The organism is Mycolicibacterium phocaicum, from assembly GCF_010731115.1.
Taxonomy (GTDB): domain Bacteria; phylum Actinomycetota; class Actinomycetes; order Mycobacteriales; family Mycobacteriaceae; genus Mycobacterium; species Mycobacterium phocaicum.
Window position 1 is genome coordinate 2,871,303 of sequence record NZ_AP022616.1, and the last position, 16,573, is coordinate 2,887,875.

Annotated in this window: 15 protein-coding genes; 7 read left to right on the forward strand and 8 right to left on the reverse strand. The window is 66.9% G+C overall.

Annotation, left to right across the window (positions count from 1 at the left end; all coding sequences use genetic code 11):
• The first annotated feature begins 99 nt into the window (after positions 1-99).
• Complete coding sequence (mscL, locus tag G6N46_RS13860) at positions 100-489, forward strand: large-conductance mechanosensitive channel protein MscL (protein ID WP_138248056.1); 390 nt, start codon at positions 100-102, stop codon at positions 487-489.
• Positions 490-554: 65 nt separating this feature from the next.
• Here mscL and G6N46_RS13865 read toward each other — a convergent pair whose 3' ends face one another.
• From G6N46_RS13865 to rpmF, 8 genes are all read right to left on the reverse strand, one after another.
• Positions 555-1,193, reverse strand: coding sequence for a porin MspA (locus G6N46_RS13865; protein ID WP_138248055.1), 639 nt, complete (start codon positions 1,191-1,193; stop codon positions 555-557).
• A gap of 153 nt (positions 1,194-1,346) precedes the next feature.
• Positions 1,347-2,000: a porin MspA gene (locus G6N46_RS13870; RefSeq protein WP_138248054.1), complete on the reverse strand. Its 654-nt coding sequence runs from the start codon at positions 1,998-2,000 to the stop codon at positions 1,347-1,349.
• Between the two features lie 150 nt (positions 2,001-2,150).
• Positions 2,151-2,795, reverse strand: coding sequence for a porin MspA (locus G6N46_RS13875; protein ID WP_138248053.1), 645 nt, complete (start codon positions 2,793-2,795; stop codon positions 2,151-2,153).
• Positions 2,796-3,407: 612 nt separating this feature from the next.
• Complete coding sequence (locus G6N46_RS13880) at positions 3,408-3,932, reverse strand: MogA/MoaB family molybdenum cofactor biosynthesis protein (protein WP_133763292.1); 525 nt, start codon at positions 3,930-3,932, stop codon at positions 3,408-3,410.
• 20 nt (positions 3,933-3,952) lie between these two features.
• On the reverse strand, positions 3,953-5,368 hold the full coding sequence (locus G6N46_RS13885; RefSeq protein ID WP_138248052.1) for a S1C family serine protease: 1,416 nt from the start codon (positions 5,366-5,368) through the stop codon (positions 3,953-3,955).
• Positions 5,369-5,480: 112 nt separating this feature from the next.
• On the reverse strand, positions 5,481-6,968 hold the full coding sequence (locus G6N46_RS13890; protein WP_138248120.1) for a HAMP domain-containing sensor histidine kinase: 1,488 nt from the start codon (positions 6,966-6,968) through the stop codon (positions 5,481-5,483).
• Positions 6,969-7,021: 53 nt separating this feature from the next.
• The gene (locus tag G6N46_RS13895; RefSeq protein WP_020099048.1) at positions 7,022-7,708 is read right to left on the reverse strand and encodes a response regulator transcription factor; all 687 of its coding nucleotides are present in this window, start codon (positions 7,706-7,708) and stop codon (positions 7,022-7,024) included.
• Between the two features lie 78 nt (positions 7,709-7,786).
• Positions 7,787-7,963 (reverse strand): 50S ribosomal protein L32, encoded by a 177-nt coding sequence (gene rpmF / locus G6N46_RS13900; protein WP_061005745.1) that lies wholly within the window; start codon positions 7,961-7,963, stop codon positions 7,787-7,789.
• Between the two features lie 241 nt (positions 7,964-8,204).
• On the opposite strand from rpmF, the gene G6N46_RS13905 reads away from it, so the two are divergent.
• The 6 genes from G6N46_RS13905 to G6N46_RS13930 are packed head-to-tail and all read left to right on the forward strand — an operon-like array spanning position 8,205 to position 16,549.
• Entirely contained in the window at positions 8,205-9,905 is a 1,701-nt protein-coding gene (locus tag G6N46_RS13905) for an acyclic terpene utilization AtuA family protein (protein WP_407665104.1), read from the forward strand.
• A complete protein-coding gene (locus G6N46_RS13910) occupies positions 9,902-11,050 on the forward strand; it encodes an acyl-CoA dehydrogenase family protein (protein WP_061005709.1) in 1,149 nt (382 codons plus the stop codon). The genes G6N46_RS13905 and G6N46_RS13910 overlap by 4 nt, the downstream gene beginning before the upstream one ends.
• Positions 11,047-12,642: an acyl-CoA carboxylase subunit beta gene (locus G6N46_RS13915; protein ID WP_061005711.1), complete on the forward strand. Its 1,596-nt coding sequence runs from the start codon at positions 11,047-11,049 to the stop codon at positions 12,640-12,642. The genes G6N46_RS13910 and G6N46_RS13915 overlap by 4 nt, the downstream gene beginning before the upstream one ends.
• Before the next feature lie 8 nt (positions 12,643-12,650).
• The gene (locus G6N46_RS13920) at positions 12,651-14,609 is read left to right on the forward strand and encodes an ATP-binding protein (protein ID WP_138248050.1); all 1,959 of its coding nucleotides are present in this window, start codon (positions 12,651-12,653) and stop codon (positions 14,607-14,609) included.
• A gap of 2 nt (positions 14,610-14,611) precedes the next feature.
• The gene (locus G6N46_RS13925; protein WP_138248049.1) at positions 14,612-15,769 is read left to right on the forward strand and encodes an acyl-CoA dehydrogenase family protein; all 1,158 of its coding nucleotides are present in this window, start codon (positions 14,612-14,614) and stop codon (positions 15,767-15,769) included.
• 12 nt (positions 15,770-15,781) lie between these two features.
• Positions 15,782-16,549 carry an enoyl-CoA hydratase family protein gene (locus G6N46_RS13930; RefSeq protein WP_061005715.1) on the forward strand — a complete coding sequence of 256 codons (768 nt, stop codon included), beginning with the start codon at positions 15,782-15,784 and terminating at the stop codon, positions 16,547-16,549.
• Positions 16,550-16,573 lie beyond the last annotated feature (24 nt).

Below are 16,573 nucleotides of genomic sequence, written 5' to 3' on the forward strand. Positions count from 1 at the left end.
GATCGCATCTGTTGCGATCGTGAGGCCGCCGCCTACTGCGCGACGCCCACGTCGGTCTTACCGTTCGTGGGTACAGGATGTATCACAGGGAGGCCAGTCATGTTCAAGGGCTTCAAGGCGTTTCTCATGCAAGGGAACATCGTCGACCTGGCGGTCGCGGTGGTCATCGGCGCCGCGTTCACCACGCTGGTGAAGTCGTTCACCGACCAGGTGATCCAGCCGCTGATCTCCAGCATCGGCGCCGGCGGCGACCACTCGTACGGTGTGCTGCGCATCCATCTGCTCGGCGACAACTACATGGACCTGAACGCCGTCCTGAGCGCGACCATCAACTTCGTCCTGGTCGCGGCCGTCATCTACTTCGTGATCGTGCTGCCGTACAGCCGGTTCCGCACCGTCACAGAAGAAGCAGTCAAGAAGGAAGTCGAACTGCTGACCGAGATCCGCGATCTGCTCACCACAAACAAGGACACCGGCAACAACCCGTAGTTCGACGTCGGCACCCCGGCCGGTGGCCGGGGACTTCGCCGTAGGCCGGCGCGAACCGGTCGGGTCTAGTTCATGTTCCAGGGTTCGCCGTACGTGGTCACCGAATCGCCGGTCTCGGAGACCAACCGTGCGAAGGGCCGGAGCATGACGCCGCCGGCCGCACCGGTCACGGTCCCGTGGGCATTCGAGACGGCGACCGAACCCGCGGGGCCCGATACGTTCACCGAAAACGTCGCGACTTCCTGGATACCCGGGCCGTTGCCCAGGTCCGCCGAGATCGACACACCCGGGAACAGGTTCGGCGTGATGATGCCGCCAAAGCCCTGACCGGTGAACGTCGCCGGAGTCACGTTGTCCAGCAGGATATTCGGCGTCTGGTAGCTGAAATTGATGCCGACACCCAGTGACCACGGGAAGCCGATCTGATAACCCAGCTCCAGCGCCCCGGCGAACTCGTCGCACCCGGCGCCATTGCAGTTGTACTTGGCCCGGCCCGAATGGAACCACTCACGGGTCAGCCGGTTGCGGTCAAGCGGGAACACGCCGTTGAGGAACGTGTCGCATTGCTGCACCGTCAGCGTCCGATCCTGGCCGTCGACCAGACTCAGCTCATTGTCCACACCGGCCTGCGACGTACCCGTTGCCAGGAACAACGACGCGACCACCACCAGCACTGCCACCAACACACGACCGAACGCCGTCATTTTCCCCACTCCCGGGCCTACTTTTCACTGTCAATGCCCGGCAAAACGACGGGGCGGCGTCGACGGACCTTTCGGTCTGTCAACGCCGCCCCAAAGTACGTCGTTGGCGCTCAGCAGACGAGCTGTGCGCTCCTACTCATACCCTTTTCAGGCCTAGTTCATATTCCAGGGTTCGCCGTAGGTGGTCACCGAGTCACCGGTCTTGGCGATCAGGCGAGCGAAGGGACGCAACAGCACGCCACCGGCCGCGCCGGTCACCGTGCCATGCGCGTTCGAGACCGCGACCGAGCCCGCCGGGCCCGACACGTCCACCGAGAACGTCGCAACTTCCTGGATACCGGGGCCGTTGCCCAGGTCAGCGGAGATCGAGACACCCGGGAACAGGTTCGGCGTGATGATGCCGCCATTGCCCTGATAACCAAGCGGACCCCACGCCGAGGGGAACGGGTTCACATCGTCGAGCAGGATGTTCGGGGTCGTGTAGCTGAAGTTGATACCCACACCCAGCGACCACGGGAAACCGATCTGGTAACCCAGCTCCAACGTGCCCGCGAACTCATCGCAGCCCTTGCCGGCGCAGTTGTACTTCGCCCGGCCCGAGTGGAACCACTCACGCGTCAACCGGTTGCGGTCCAACGGAAAAACACCATTGAGGAACGTGTCCCACTGCTGCACCGTCAACGTCCGATCCTGACCGTCGACCAGGCTCAGCTCATTGTCCAGACCCGCATGGGACGTACCTGCCCCCAGAAACAGCGACGACAGCGCCGCTACCAGTGCTACCAGCACTCGACTGAATGCCTTCATGGTCCCCCCACTCTCTGGGTTTGATCTTCCATATGAAGTTCCGCGCAGACGACGGGCGGCGTCGACGAAACCAGATGAACTGGTCTGTCGACGCCGCCCCGAATGCGTCGTCGGCGCCTAGCATACGGCCTAGGCGTGATCGGCTCTCACCTAGTTCATGTTCCAGGGTTCTCCGTAGGTGGTGACGCTATCACCGGTCTTGGCGATCAGGCGGGCGAATGGACGCAGAAGCACACCACCAGCCGCACCAGTCACAGTGCCGTGCGCGTTGGACACCGCGACGCCACCGGCCGGACCGGACACGTCCACCGAGAACGTCGCGACTTCCTGAATACCCGGGCCGTTGCCCAGGTCAGCGGAGATCGAGACACCCGGGAACAGGTTCGGCGTGATGATGCCGCCATTGCCAAAACTCCCCATTGGGATGAGGAACGGGTTCACATCGTCGAGCAGGATGTTCGGCGTCGTGTAGCTGAAGTTGATACCCACACCCAGCGACCAGGGGAAACCGATCTGGTAACCCAGCTCCAACGTGCCCGCGAACTCATCGCAGCCCTTGCCGGCGCAGTTGTACTTGGCCCGGCCCGAATGGAACCACTCGCGCGTCAGCCGGTTGCGGTCCAACGGGAACACACCGTTGAGGAACGTGTCCCACTGCTGCACCGTCAGCGTCCGATCCTGGCCGTCGACCAGACTCAGCTCATTATCGAGACCCGCATGGGACGTACCCGCTCCGAAAAACAGCGACGAGGTCGCCGCAACCGCCGCCACCAGCACCCGGCTGAATGCCTTCATATTCTCCCTAGCTCAGTAGGCGGTGCCAGCAAGCTGACCGCGCGACCGTTGCAAGAACTCCATTTACGCCCTCAGGCGAACTTCAAATGTCGCTCTTACCTTTTGCTCATCGTTGACACGAGGAAGATATCGGCGTACGTACCTTCCGGCAATGCGAACGGCATAAAGACCGCGCATATATTCCCGATCCGGAAAAATTTGCTGGGAACTACCTGCGCACCGGCGTCGACCCCGAGGGCCGGTCGGGCCGAAACAAGACGGAAACATGCGCTCAACGAGGCCGCTGACCGGCGCAATCAGGAGTTAACCTCATTCGCGACCACGCGTTGTGAGAACAGCGTGCTCAGCGATGGTGCGGCGGAACGTTTTCCCGTAGCCAGCGATCCCGGTCACCCTCCCCGACCGGGGAGGGTTCGTTACATTCGTCCCGGGTAACGTCCGGCAAAACGTCGCCGAACACCTTGTTAACTAGGTCGCGAGAGGGCTGTGTATCGCTCATCACAGCCCCCGGCGAGTGTGATCAAGCTCACACCTTTGCCAAATTGAAGGGTCCGGGTGAGACGAACTCATGACCACTCCGTTCGACCTACGAGCCCCAGCGGAGCTCAGCTATCAGATGTCGAGGCTCGACAGCTGAGCGATGATGTACGCCGCCAACGGCCCCAGCGTCGCCATGCCGTCGCGCACCGACGCACGTGAGCCGGCGATGTTGACCACCAGCGTGCTTCCCGAGACTCCGGCCAGGCCACGCGAGAGCCCAGCGTCCGAAATACCTGCGGCGAGACCCGACGAACGCAGCGCCTCGGCGATACCGAGCAATTCGCGATCGAGCATGGTGCGGGTGGCTTCCGGCGTGACATCACGCGGGCTGACGCCGGTGCCACCGACGGAGATGACCAGGTCGACGCCGCCGATCACGGCGGTGTTCAGGGCGTTGCGAATCTCGATCTCATCGGCCGGGACCACGACGACGCCGTCGACGAGGAAGCCGGCCTCACCGAGCAGTTCGGTGACCAACGGGCCGCTGTGATCCTCTTCGCCGTGCGCGGTCCGGTCGTCCACGACCACGACGAGCGCGCGCCCGGCCAATTCCCCTGCCTGTTCCATGCCTGTCACCGTATATCCCGCCTCTGACATCGAACTCGGCCCTGCACTCATCACTGTTGCGCCTTTCCCAGGGTCACCTGAACGGTCTGCGGTTTGCCCGCGGTGTCGAGGTAGGTCAGCGTGACCTTGTCGCCGGGAGCCTTCGAGCGCACGGCGGCCACCAGCGCGTCGGCGCTGCTGATCACCCGGTCGTCCACCTTGGTCACCACCACACCACTCGGCAGACCGGCCGACTGGGCCGCCCCACCGTTGGTGACGTCGACGATCTTGGCCCCGTCGATGGCCTTGTCATTACCCACCTGCACGCCGAGCGACGCATGGCTGGCGATGCCGTTCTTGATCAGCTCGTCGGCGATGCGCTTGGCCTGGTCCACCGGAATGGCGAAGCCCAGGCCGATCGAACCGCTCTGCGACTGGCCGGAATCCCCGCCGAGCGTCGCGATCGCCGAGTTGATGCCGACCAGTTCGCCGCTCATGTTGACGAGCGCACCACCGGAGTTGCCGGGGTTGATCGCGGCGTCGGTCTGGATGGCGTCCAGCACGGTGTTCTGGTTCTTGGCGTCGCCGCCCGCTGCGACGGGGCGATTCAGCGAGCTGATGATGCCCTCTGTCACCGTGCCCTGCAGACCCAGCGGCGAACCGACGGCCACCACCTGCTGGCCCACCACCAGGTTGGACGACGATCCCAGCGCGATGGGCGTCAGGCCAGAGACGCCCTTGGCCCGCACGACTGCGATGTCACTGCTCGGATCCGTCCCGACGATCTGGAACGTCGCGGTGCTACCGGTGTTGAACGTGACCTTGGTCTGCACCGGCGGAGCCCCGGGCGGCGGGGCGTCTTTGGCACCGGCCACCACGTGGTTGTTGGTGAGGATGAGCCCGTCGGCGGACAGGATGATGCCCGAGCCCTCCTCGGAGGCCCGGCCCATGTCGGTCTCGAGTTTCACGACACTGGGCACCACCTTGGCGGCGACCTGCTCCACCGAACCGATCGGCGCGTTTCCGGCGTGCTGTCCGCGCGCCGAACCGCCCAACGAGGTCGAGCTGCTCGAGTAGTCGGGCTGCGCCAGCATCACGATGCCGCCGCCGATACCCGCGGACACCAGTGCCACCGCCGCCATACCGGCGATCAGAGGCCCTGTGCGGGAACGGTTTTGCGGCCGGGGCGCGATCGAAGGCCGGCCGTTCGGCGACCCGTTGCGGTAGGGGTCGTACGGCTGCGTGCCGTACTGGCCCGTCGAGTACTGGCCGGTGGTGTACGAACCGGTCTGGTGCTGCCCCGTCTGGTACTGACCGGTCGAGTAGCTGCCCGTGGGGTACTGCCCGGTGTTCTGTTGCTGGCCGGCGTAGCGCCAGTCGTACGACGACCCCTGCTGCGGCGACGCGCCGTAGCCAGGTGCGGACTGATAGGAATCAGGACGCCGACCGGACTCGGGCTGCTGCGAGTACCTCGGGTGATTCGTCATTACTGGTCGACACTCTTCCTGTATTTCCGCTTTCGTTGCCGGGACAACGAACGACATGACCCGACGGTGCCCTTTCGGGCTGAGAATCCACTGAGACACCACAGGCCGCACCCTAGACTTCCTCCCCCGTCCGGGCAGGTTCATTTTCCGTGGTCACGCCCGTTACGTCCAGCCCAGAGGGCCGGTGTGTTGCGGTCACGCCGGAGGGCCGTCCCGGCAACACGAGATGGATCGACGTGCCCGGCGGCGACCCGCCCGGCACGGTGTCCTCGATCCGCAGTGCGCCACCATGTTTGAGCACAACCTGCTTGACGATGGCCAGCCCGAGACCGGAACCGGGCATCGCCCGTGCCGTCGTCGACCGGTAGAAGCGCTCGAACACCAGCGCCCGCTCCTGCGGCGGGATACCCGGCCCCCAGTCGGACACCACCAGCTCGGCGTGCGTCGGATTGATGCGCCCGAGCCGGACCACCACCACCGAGCCGGCCGGACTCCACTTGGCGGCGTTGTCGAGCAGGTTCAGCACCGCCCGGGACAACCCGGCCCCGTCGCCGTACACCTGCCAGCCGGCGATGTCGACGTCGAACTCAATGTCATTGCGGCGGCGGCGAACTCGTTCCAGACTGCGCTCGACGACCTCGGCCATCTCGACGGGCTCGTGGACCGTCACCGCGGCATCGTCGCGGGTCAGGTCGACCAGGTCGCCGACGAGGGTGGACAGCTCCTCGATCTGGGCGATGACGTCGGACTGCAGACCCGCCATCTCCTCCTCGGGGAACGGCGGCGCACCGGGTGCCATGGCCGCCATCAGCAGTTCGACATTGGTCCGCAGTGACGTCAGCGGTGTGCGCAACTCATGCCCGGCATCCGACACCAACCGGGCCTGCCGGTCTCTCGACTCGGCGAGCGCCCGCAACATCATGTTGAAAGCCTCTGTCAGCCTGGCCAATTCGTCATTGCCGTACACCGGGATGGGGCGCAGATCGTCGGTGCGGGCCACGCGTTCGGTGGCCTCGGTCAACCGGGCCACGGGTCTCAGCCCGGTCCGCGCGACCGTGCCACCGGCGATCGCGGCGACGGCCATGCCGATTCCACCCACGATGAGCAAAATGGTGCCCAGCCGTTTGAGCACCTGGCTGGTGGGCCAGAGATTCTTCGAGATCAGCAGCGAGTTACCCGACTGCAGATGCACCGCCAGCACGCGCTGATAGTTGGTGGTACGCAACGACATCAGCAGCTTGCCGGCGATGACGTCCTTCTCCGGCGTCCCGAGCGGCAGCGTCTGCCCCTGCTGATTCGCGGTGTAGATCGACTGGCCCGGGATGACGTACATCGCGTTGACGTCCGAGTAGGCGGTGCCCTCGATGGCCTTGCCGGGGTCGACGGCCAGCGAACCGCTCTCGATGAGCAGTTGCGCGCGGCTGTGCAACTGGTTGTCGATGTCGCCGTACAGCGCCTTGGACACCACCACGTACACCGCGACCGACATGAGGACGACGACCATCGCCACCATCGACATCGCGAGCAGCATGACGCGCCATTTCAGCGACACCGAGCTGGCGTCGTGTTGCACCGTGCCGTCCGGCGTCGTCGCCGGCATCTGCGGCACTTCCCGCATCTTCCGATCCACGGTTGCGCGAAGCTTGTCGAGCATCAGGGCGGCGTCTCACGCAGCACGTAACCCACGCCGCGCACGGTATGGATCAGGCGTGGTTCTCCCTCGGCCTCGGTCTTGCGGCGCAGGTACCCGACGTAGACCTCGAGGGCATTGCCCGACGTCGGAAAATCGAAGCCCCACACCTCTTCGAGGATCCGGCTGCGGCTGAGTACCCGGCGCGGGTTGTGGATGAGCATCTCGAGCAGCGAGAACTCGGTGCGGGTCAGGCTGATCGAACGGGACCCCCGGGTGACCTCGCGGGTCACCGGATCGAGGCTGAGGTCGGAAAACGTCAACGCCGCCGACTCGGCGCCGTCGGCGGGGCCGGTACGGCGGAGCAGGGCCCGCATCCGGGCCAGGAGCTCCTCGAGCGCGAAAGGCTTCGGCAGGTAATCGTCGGCACCGGCGTCGAGGCCGGCCACCCGCTCATCGATCGAGTCACGGGCGGTCAGCATCAGCACCGGAAGGTCGTCACCGCTGCTGCGCAGCTGACGGCAGACACCGCGCCCATCCAGCCGGGGCATCATGTCGTCGAGCACGACAGCGTCGGGCCGGTCGCTGGAGATGCGCTCCAGCGCCTCGACACCGTCTTGAGCCAGTTCGACCGAGTACCCGTTGAAAGTCAGTGACCGACGCAGTGATTCGCGTACAGCGCGGTCATCGTCGACTACAAGGATTCGCACAGGCACAGTCTCACCCCACCATCTGAGAGCGGACTGAGAAGACGCGCCACGCGGGCGCGAGAAAAACCGTCAGTCGGTTCAGGCGCGGCGGTCGAGGTCGATCAGACCCAGACGCGCGGCCTTGAGCAGGCGACGCGGCACCTTGTGTGCCTGACCTGCGACGTTCACGTTGACCAGGCCAGTGGCCTCGGCCTTCCACTGCGCGCGACGGCTACGGGTGTTCGAGCGCGACATCCTGCGCTTGGGCACAGCCATGATGTGCACCTCTCTGACTAAACGGAATTGCTTGCGGTCGGCCGCGTCGCGAACAAATAGGGCCTGGGGGCGCTCTATTGCTTCTCGCGTGCGCAGCGATTGCACCTCAGGATAGCCGTCGACCTGCGTAGGCTCCAAAACGTCGCCCCAACCGGGCAACACGCAACCCCCAGCCCCCTTGACTCGGTACCGCTAGTACCGACTAACCTCCCTACCGGTTGGTTGAACGACGGGAGTGTGTGTGACATCACCAGCAGTCCGGATCGGTAACTGCTCAGGGTTCTATGGCGACCGGCTGGCGGCGATGCACGAGATGCTCGCCGGGGGTGAGCTGGACTACCTGACCGGCGACTACCTCGCCGAGCTGACCATGCTGATCCTCGCGCGGGACCGGGCCAAGAACCCCGACCTCGGGTACGCCAAGACCTTCCTGCGCCAACTGGAGCAGTCCCTCGGCCTCGCCCTGGACAAGGGCGTGAAGATCGTGGCCAACGCCGGCGGCCTCAATCCGGCGGGCCTGGCAGCAGCGGTACGCGCCCTGGCCGACAAGCTCGGGCTGTCGGTCAACGTGGCACACGTCGAGGGCGACGATCTCGTGGCGCGCGCTGACGAGCTCGGCTTCGGCACCCCGCTGTCGGCCAACGCCTACCTCGGCGCCTGGGGCATCGTGGACTGCCTGAAGTCCGGCGCCGACGTCGTCGTCACCGGCCGGGTCACCGACGCCTCGGTGATCGTCGGACCGGCCGCCGCCCACTTCGGCTGGGCCCGAACCGACTACGACGCACTCGCCGGTGCCATCGCCGCCGGCCACGTCATCGAATGCGGCACGCAGGCCACCGGTGGCAACTTCAGCTTCTTCACCGAGATTCCCGACCTCATCCGCCCCGGTTTCCCGCTGGCGGAGATCTCCGCCGACGGGTCGTCGGTGATCACCAAGCACCCCGGCACCGGCGGACGCGTCAGCGTCGACACCGTCACCGCGCAGCTGCTGTATGAGATCACCGGCGCGCGTTACGCCAACCCCGACGCGACCCTGCGGGTCGACTCGCTGGAGCTGACGTCCGACGGCGCGGACCGGGTCCGCATCTCCGGCGTCCGCGGCGAGGCGCCGCCGCCCACGTTGAAGGTGTCCCTCAACAGCATCGGCGGCTTCCGCAATGCGGCGTCGTTCATCCTCACCGGCCTCGACATCGAGGCGAAGGCCGATCTGCTGCAGCGCCAGCTGGAGGCCGGCATCACGCAGCGCCCGGCCGAGTTGCAGTGGACGCTGGCGCGGACCGATCATCCCGACGCCGACACCGAGGAGCGCGCCAGCGCGCTGCTGCACTGCGTGGTGCGCGACCCCGATCCGGCCAAGGTCGGCCGCCAATTCTCCGCAGCGGCAGTCGAACTCGCGCTGGCCAGCTACCCGGGCTTCACCACCACCGCGCCCCCGGGCGACGGCCAGGTGTACGGCCTGTTCAAGCCCGGCTACGTCGACGCGGCCCTGGTGCCGCACGTGGCGGTACTGGCCGATGGCACCCGCACCGACATCGCGCCGTCCGCCGAGACGGTGGCGCTGGGACCGGTCGACGATCCGGCGCTGCCGGAACCCCTGCCCGCCGGGCCGGTCCGTCGCGCACCGCTGGGCACCATCGCCGGGGCCCGCAGCGGCGACAAGGGCGGCTCTGCCAATGTCGGGGTCTGGGTCCGCACGGACGACCAATGGCGTTGGGTGGCAAACGCATTGACGGTCGAGAAGCTGCGCGAGCTCCTGCCCGAGGCAGCCGAGCTGCCCGTGACCCGGCACCTGCTGCCCAACCTGCGCGCCATCAACTTCGTCATCGAGGGCATCCTCGGCGAAGGCGTCGCGTACCAGGCCCGATTCGATCCCCAGGCCAAGGGCCTCGGGGAATGGCTACGAACCCGTCATCTCGACATCCCGGAGGAACTGTTTTCGTGAGCATCTGGACCACGCCCGAACGTGACGCACTGCGAAAGACCGTGCGCGCGTTCGCCGAACGCGAGATCCTCCCCCACGTCGACGAATGGGAGCGCAGCGGCGAGCTGCCCCGTTCGCTGCACGAGGCAGCCGGTGCCGCCGGACTGTTGGGCGCCCAGGCGCCCGAGTCCGTTGGCGGCGGGGGCGGCGACGGCGCCGACGCCGTGATCGTCTGCGAGGAGCTGCATTACGCCGGCGTGCCCGGCGGCGTCTTCGCGTCGCTGTTCACCTGCGGCATCTCCACGCCGCACATGATCGCCTCCGGCGACCAGCGACTGATCGACACCTACGTGCGACCGACGTTGCAGGGCAAGATGATCGGCTCCCTGGCCATCACCGAACCCGGCGGCGGCTCGGACGTCGGGCACCTGACCACCCGCGCCGACCGCGACGGTGACGACTTCATCATCAACGGCGCCAAGACCTACATCACCTCGGGTGTGCGTGCCGACTATGTGGTGACAGCGGTGCGCACCGGAGGCCCTGGCGCAGCGGGTGTTTCGCTGATCGTGGTGGACAAGGACACGCCGGGCTTCACCGTCAGCCGCAAGCTGGAGAAGATGGGCTGGCGCTCGTCGGACACCGCCGAGCTGTCCTACGTCGACGTCCGTGTCCCGGCCGCCAACCTGGTCGGGCCCGAGAACTCCGGCTTCCTACAGATCGCCGGCGCCTTCGTCTCCGAGCGGGTCGGCCTTGCCGCGCAGGCGTATGCGAGCGCGCAGCGCTGCCTGGACCTGACCGTGCAGTGGTGCCGGGACCGGGAGACGTTCGGCCGGCCGCTCATCACGCGGCAGTCGGTGCAGAACACCCTCGCCGAGATGGCGCGGCGCATCGACGTCGCCCGGGTGTACACGCATCACCTGGTCGAGCGGGAGCTCGCCGGTGAGACGAACCTGATCGCCGAGGTCTGTTTCGCGAAGAACACGGCCGTCGAGGCCGGTGAGTGGGTGGCCAATGCGGGCGTCCAGTTGTTCGGCGGCATGGGCTACATGGCCGAGTCGGAAATCGAACGGCAGTACCGCGACATGCGCATCATCGGCATCGGCGGCGGCACCACCGAGATTCTCACCTCGCTGGCTGCCAAGACGTTGGGATTCCAGTCATGACCGCCCTCAAATCTCGGCTCGACACCGCGGCGGCGGGCTACACCGAAGCAGCCGCGGCGATGACGGCCAAGCTCACCGAGCTGGATGCCGAACACGCCAAGGCGCTGGCCGGAGGCGGCGCGAAATACGTTGACCGCCACCATGCCCGCGGCAAGCTGACCGCGCGCGAGCGCATCGAGCAGCTCGTGGATCCGGACTCGCCGTTCCTGGAGCTCAGTCCGCTGGCTGCGTGGGGCAGCGACTTCGTCGTCGGTGCCAGCCTCGTCACCGGTATCGGTGTCGTCGAGGGCGTCGAGTGCCTGATCGTTGCCAACGATCCGACCGTCAAGGGCGGCACGAGCAATCCGTGGACGCTCAAGAAGATCCTGCGCGCCAACCAGATTGCCCGCGAGAACCGGCTGCCGGTGATCTCGATGGTCGAGTCGGGCGGCGCGGATCTGCCCACGCAGAAGGAAATCTTCATTCCCGGCGGCGCGATGTTCCGCGACCTCACCCGGCTGTCGGCGGAGGGCATCCCGACCATCGCGTTGGTGTTCGGCAACTCGACCGCCGGCGGCGCCTACATCCCCGGCATGTCCGACCACGTGGTGATGATCAAGGAACGCTCCAAGGTGTTCCTGGCCGGCCCGCCGCTGGTCAAGATGGCCACCGGCGAGGAATCCGACGACGAATCCCTCGGTGGCGCCGAAATGCACTCCCGCACCTCGGGTCTCGGCGACTACTTCGCGCAGGACGAGCTCGACGCCATCCGCATCGGCCGGCGCATCGTGGCCCGGCTGAACTGGCGCAAGCAGGGCCCGACGCCGGCGCCGGTGGTGCCGCCGCTGTATCCCGAAGACGAACTGCTGGGCATCGTCGGCGCCGATCTGCGCATCCCGTTCGATCCGCGCGACGTCATCGCCCGCATCGTCGACGGCTCGGACTTCGACGAGTTCAAGCCGCTGTACGGCTCGTCGCTGGTGACCGGCTGGGCCAACCTGTGGGGCTACCCGGTCGGCATCCTGGCCAACGCGCGCGGCGTGTTGTTCAGCGAGGAATCACAGAAGGCGACCCAGTTCATCCAGCTGGCCAACCGGTCCGACACGCCATTGCTGTTCCTGCACAACACGACCGGCTACATGGTCGGCAAGGCGTACGAGGAAGGCGGGATGATCAAGCACGGCTCGATGATGATCAACGCCGTCTCCAATTCGAAGGTGCCACACATCTCGCTGCTCATCGGCGCCTCCTACGGCGCCGGCCACTACGGCATGTGCGGCCGGGCCTACGACCCACGGTTCCTGTTCGCCTGGCCCAGCGCGAAATCCGCGGTGATGGGCGGCGCGCAGCTGGCCGGCGTGCTTTCCATCGTCAGCCGCGCGGCCACCGAAGCCCGCGGCGGCCAGGTCGACGAAGCCGCCGACGCGGCACTGCGTGCCGCCGTCGAAGCGCAGATCGACGCCGAGTCGCTGCCGGCGTTCCTGTCCGGACGGCTCTACGACGACGGCATAATCGACCCCCGCGACACCCGCACCGTGCTGGGAATGTGCTTGTCCGCCATTGCCAATGCGCCGATCGAGGGGACGTCGAACTTCGGCGTCTTCCGGATGTGAGTAGCTCCATGATCACAAAAGTCCTTGTCGCCAACCGCGGCGAAATCGCCCGCCGGGTGTTCGCCACCTGCCGCCGGCTCGGCATCGGCACCGTCGCGGTGTACACCGACCCCGACGCCGCCGCCCCGCACGTCGCCGAGGCCGACGACCGGGTGCGGCTCGAGGGTCGCACCGGTTATCTCGACGCCACCCAGCTGATCGCCGCGGCCAAGGCGTCCGGCGCCGACGCCATTCACCCCGGCTACGGATTCCTCTCGGAGAACCCGGATTTCGCGGCGGCGGTGCAGGACGCCGGGCTGACGTGGATCGGCCCGCCGGTGGCCGCCGTGCAGGCCATGGGCTCCAAGATCGAGGCCAAGAAGCTGATGTCGGCGGCCGGCGTTCCGGTGCTGACCGAGCTGGACCCCGACACCGTCACCGCAGACCAACTGCCGGTACTGATCAAGGCGTCCGCCGGCGGCGGTGGTCGCGGCATGCGGGTGGTGCGCGAATTGTCCGCGCTACCGGCCGAAGTCGCGGCGGCGCAGCGCGAGGCCCAGTCCGCGTTCGGTGATCCGACGGTGTTCTGCGAGCGCTATCTCGCCAGCGGTCACCACATCGAGGTCCAGGTGATGGCCGATGCGCACGGCACGGTGTGGGCCGTCGGCGAACGCGAATGTTCCATCCAGCGCCGCCACCAGAAGGTCATCGAGGAAGCGCCGTCCCCGCTCGTGGAGCGGACGCCGGGCATGCGCGCCAAGCTGTTCGAGGCGGCCCGGCTGGCGGCCACCGCGATCGGGTACACCGGCGCCGGCACCGTCGAGTTCATGTCCGACGGAGGTGGCGACTTCTTCTTCCTGGAGATGAACACCCGCCTGCAGGTCGAGCACCCGGTCACCGAGGAGACCACCGGACTGGACCTTGTCGAACTGCAATTGGATGTGGCCGACAGCGGTGTGCTCGCGCCGGAACCGCCCGCGACGTACGGACATTCGATCGAGGCCCGGCTCTACGCCGAGGACCCGGCCAAGGACTGGCAGCCGCAGGCCGGGACGGTGCACCGATTCGACGTACCGGGTGTCCGGACCGAATTCAGCCTTCTGGGTCGCGCCGGAACGCGCGTCGACTCCGGCATCGTCGACGGCTCGGTGGTGTCGGTGTTCTACGACCCGATGCTGGCCAAGGTCATCTCGTTCGGACCGACACGCGACCGCGCCGCGGCGATCCTCGCCGATGCGCTGTCCCGCGCACGCATCCACGGCCTGCGCACCAACCGCGACCTGTTGGTGAACGTGTTGCGGCACCCCGCGTTCCGGGCCGGTGACACCGACACCGCGTTCTTCGACACGCACGGTCTGGCCGACCTGGCGGCACCGGCGGACACCGACGTCACGCTGTCCGCCGTCGCAGCGGCGCTGGCCGACGCCGCGCACAACCGCGCCACAGCAACGGTTTTCGCCGCCGCACCGAGTGGTTGGCGGAACCTCGCGTCGGGCTACCAGAGCCGTACGTACAGTGACGCGGCCGGCGCCGAACACCAGGTGCGGTACCGATACGCGCGCGCCGGCGTCGAGCTGCCCGACCGCGACGACGTCACCGTCGTGACCGCCGATCCCACTCGAGTGGTGTTGTCGGTCAACGGAGTTGAACGTTCGTTCGACGTCGCCCGATACGGTGCCGACGTTTTCGTCGACTCCCCCGCCGGTGCCGTCCACCTCGTGGCCCAGCCGCGATTCCCGGACCCGGACGCGGCGGTCGCGCAGGGCTCGCTGCTGGCGCCGATGCCCGGACTCGTGGTCCGGGTCGGTGCGGCCATCGGTGACTCGGTCACCGCCGGCCAGCCCCTGATCTGGCTGGAAGCCATGAAGATGGAACACACCATCGCCGCACCGGATTCCGGTGTGCTCACCGAACTCAACGTGCAACCCGGCCAACAGGTCGATGTCGGCGCTGTGCTGGCCCGGGTCGAAACCCCAGAAGGAGAATGACCATGTCTTTCATCGAATCCGACGAGCGCAAGGCGCTCCGCGAGGCCGTCGTCGCGATGGCCTCGAAGTTCGGCCAGGACTACTTCCTGGAGAAGGCCCGCGCCGGCCAGCACACCGACGAATTGTGGGCCGAGGCAGGCAAGCACGGCTTCCTGGGCGTCAACATGCCCGAGGAGTATGGCGGTGGCGGTGCCGGCATGTACGAGCTGAGCCTGGTCATGGAAGAGATGGCCGCCAACGGCTGTCCGCTGCTGATGATGGTGGTCTCGTCGGCCATCAACGGCACCATCATCTCCAAGTACGGCACCGAAGATCAGAAGAAGCGCTGGGTGCCGGGTCTCGCGGACGGCTCGCTCACCATGGCCTTCGCGATCACCGAACCCGACGCCGGCTCCAACAGCCACCGCATCACCACGACGGCGCGCCGCGACGGCGGCGACTGGATCCTGTCCGGCCAGAAGGTCTTCATCTCGGGCATCGACCAGGCCGACGCCGTGCTGGTCGTCGGGCGCACCGAGGACCACAAGACCGGCAACCTCAAGCCGGCACTGTTCGTGGTCCCAACCGATGCACCGGGCCTGAGCTGGACCAAGATCGAGATGGAGATCATCAGCCCCGAGAGCCAGTTCCAGGTGTTCCTGGACGAGGTGCGGCTGCCCGCCGACGCGCTCGTCGGCTCCGAGGACGCCGCGATCGCGCAGCTGTTCGCGGGCCTGAACCCGGAGCGGATCATCGGTGCGGCCATGGCCGTCGGCACCGGTCGACTCGCGATCCGCACCGCGACCGAGTACGTCAAGACCCGTCAGGTCTGGAAGGTGCCGATCGGTTCGCACCAGGGCATCTCGCACCCGCTGGCTCAGATCCACATCGAGCTCGAGCTGGCCAAGCTGATGATGCAGAACGCCGCCACGCTGTACGACGCTGGTGACGACTTCGGTGCCGCCGAAGCCGCCAACATGGCCAAGTACGCCGCAGGCGAGGCCTCGGTCCGCGCGGTCGACCAGGCCGTGCAGTCGCTCGGCGGCAACGGCCTGACGAAGGAGTACGGCATCGCCGCCGCGGTCACGGCGTCGCGACTGGCGCGCATCGCTCCGGTCAGCCGTGAGATGGTGCTTAACTTCGTGGCGCAGACCTCGCTGGGTCTGCCGCGCTCGTACTGACAGGAAAGTCTCATGACCGCACTGGTCCACTACTCCGTCGAAAACGGTGTCGCCCGGCTGACGCTGGACTCACCGCACAACCGCAATGCGATGTCGACCGCGCTGGTGGACCAGTTGCGGCAGGGCCTCACCGATGCTGCGGACGATCCGGGCGTGCGGGTCGTGGTGCTCGGCCACACCGGCGGCACGTTCTGCGCCGGGGCCGATCTGAGTGAAGCCGCGGGGCGCGACCCCGGCGACCTGGCCACCGCACGTGCGCTGGAGGCGGCCGGGCTGCTGCGGTCGATTCTGGAGCTACCCGTTCCCGTGATCGCCGCGATCGATGGTCACGTCCGCGCCGGCGGCATGGGGTTGATCGGTGCCTGCGACCTCGTGGTCGCGGGTACCGCCAGCACTTTCGCCCTCACCGAGGCCAGGATCGGCGTGGCGCCCTCGATCATCTCGCTGACACTGCTGCCGAAGATGACGGCCCGCGCGGCCGGTCGCTACTTCGTGACAGGCGAGAAGTTCGGCGCCGAGGAAGCCGAGCGCATCGGCCTGGTGACCGTCGCAACCGACGACGTGCCGGCGACCGTGGCGAAGCTGACAGACGAGATCACCAAGGGTTCACCGCAGGGTCTGGCCGCATCCAAGGCACTGACCACGGCGTCGATCCTGGCCGATTTCGACCGCGACGCCGAGAAGCTGGCCAAGCAGTCGGCGCAGCTGTTCGTCTCCGACGAGGCCCGGGAAGGCATGATGGCCTTCCTCCAGAAGCGGCAGCCGAACTGGAATAAGTGATCCATATCCCGTAACGGATGGGAC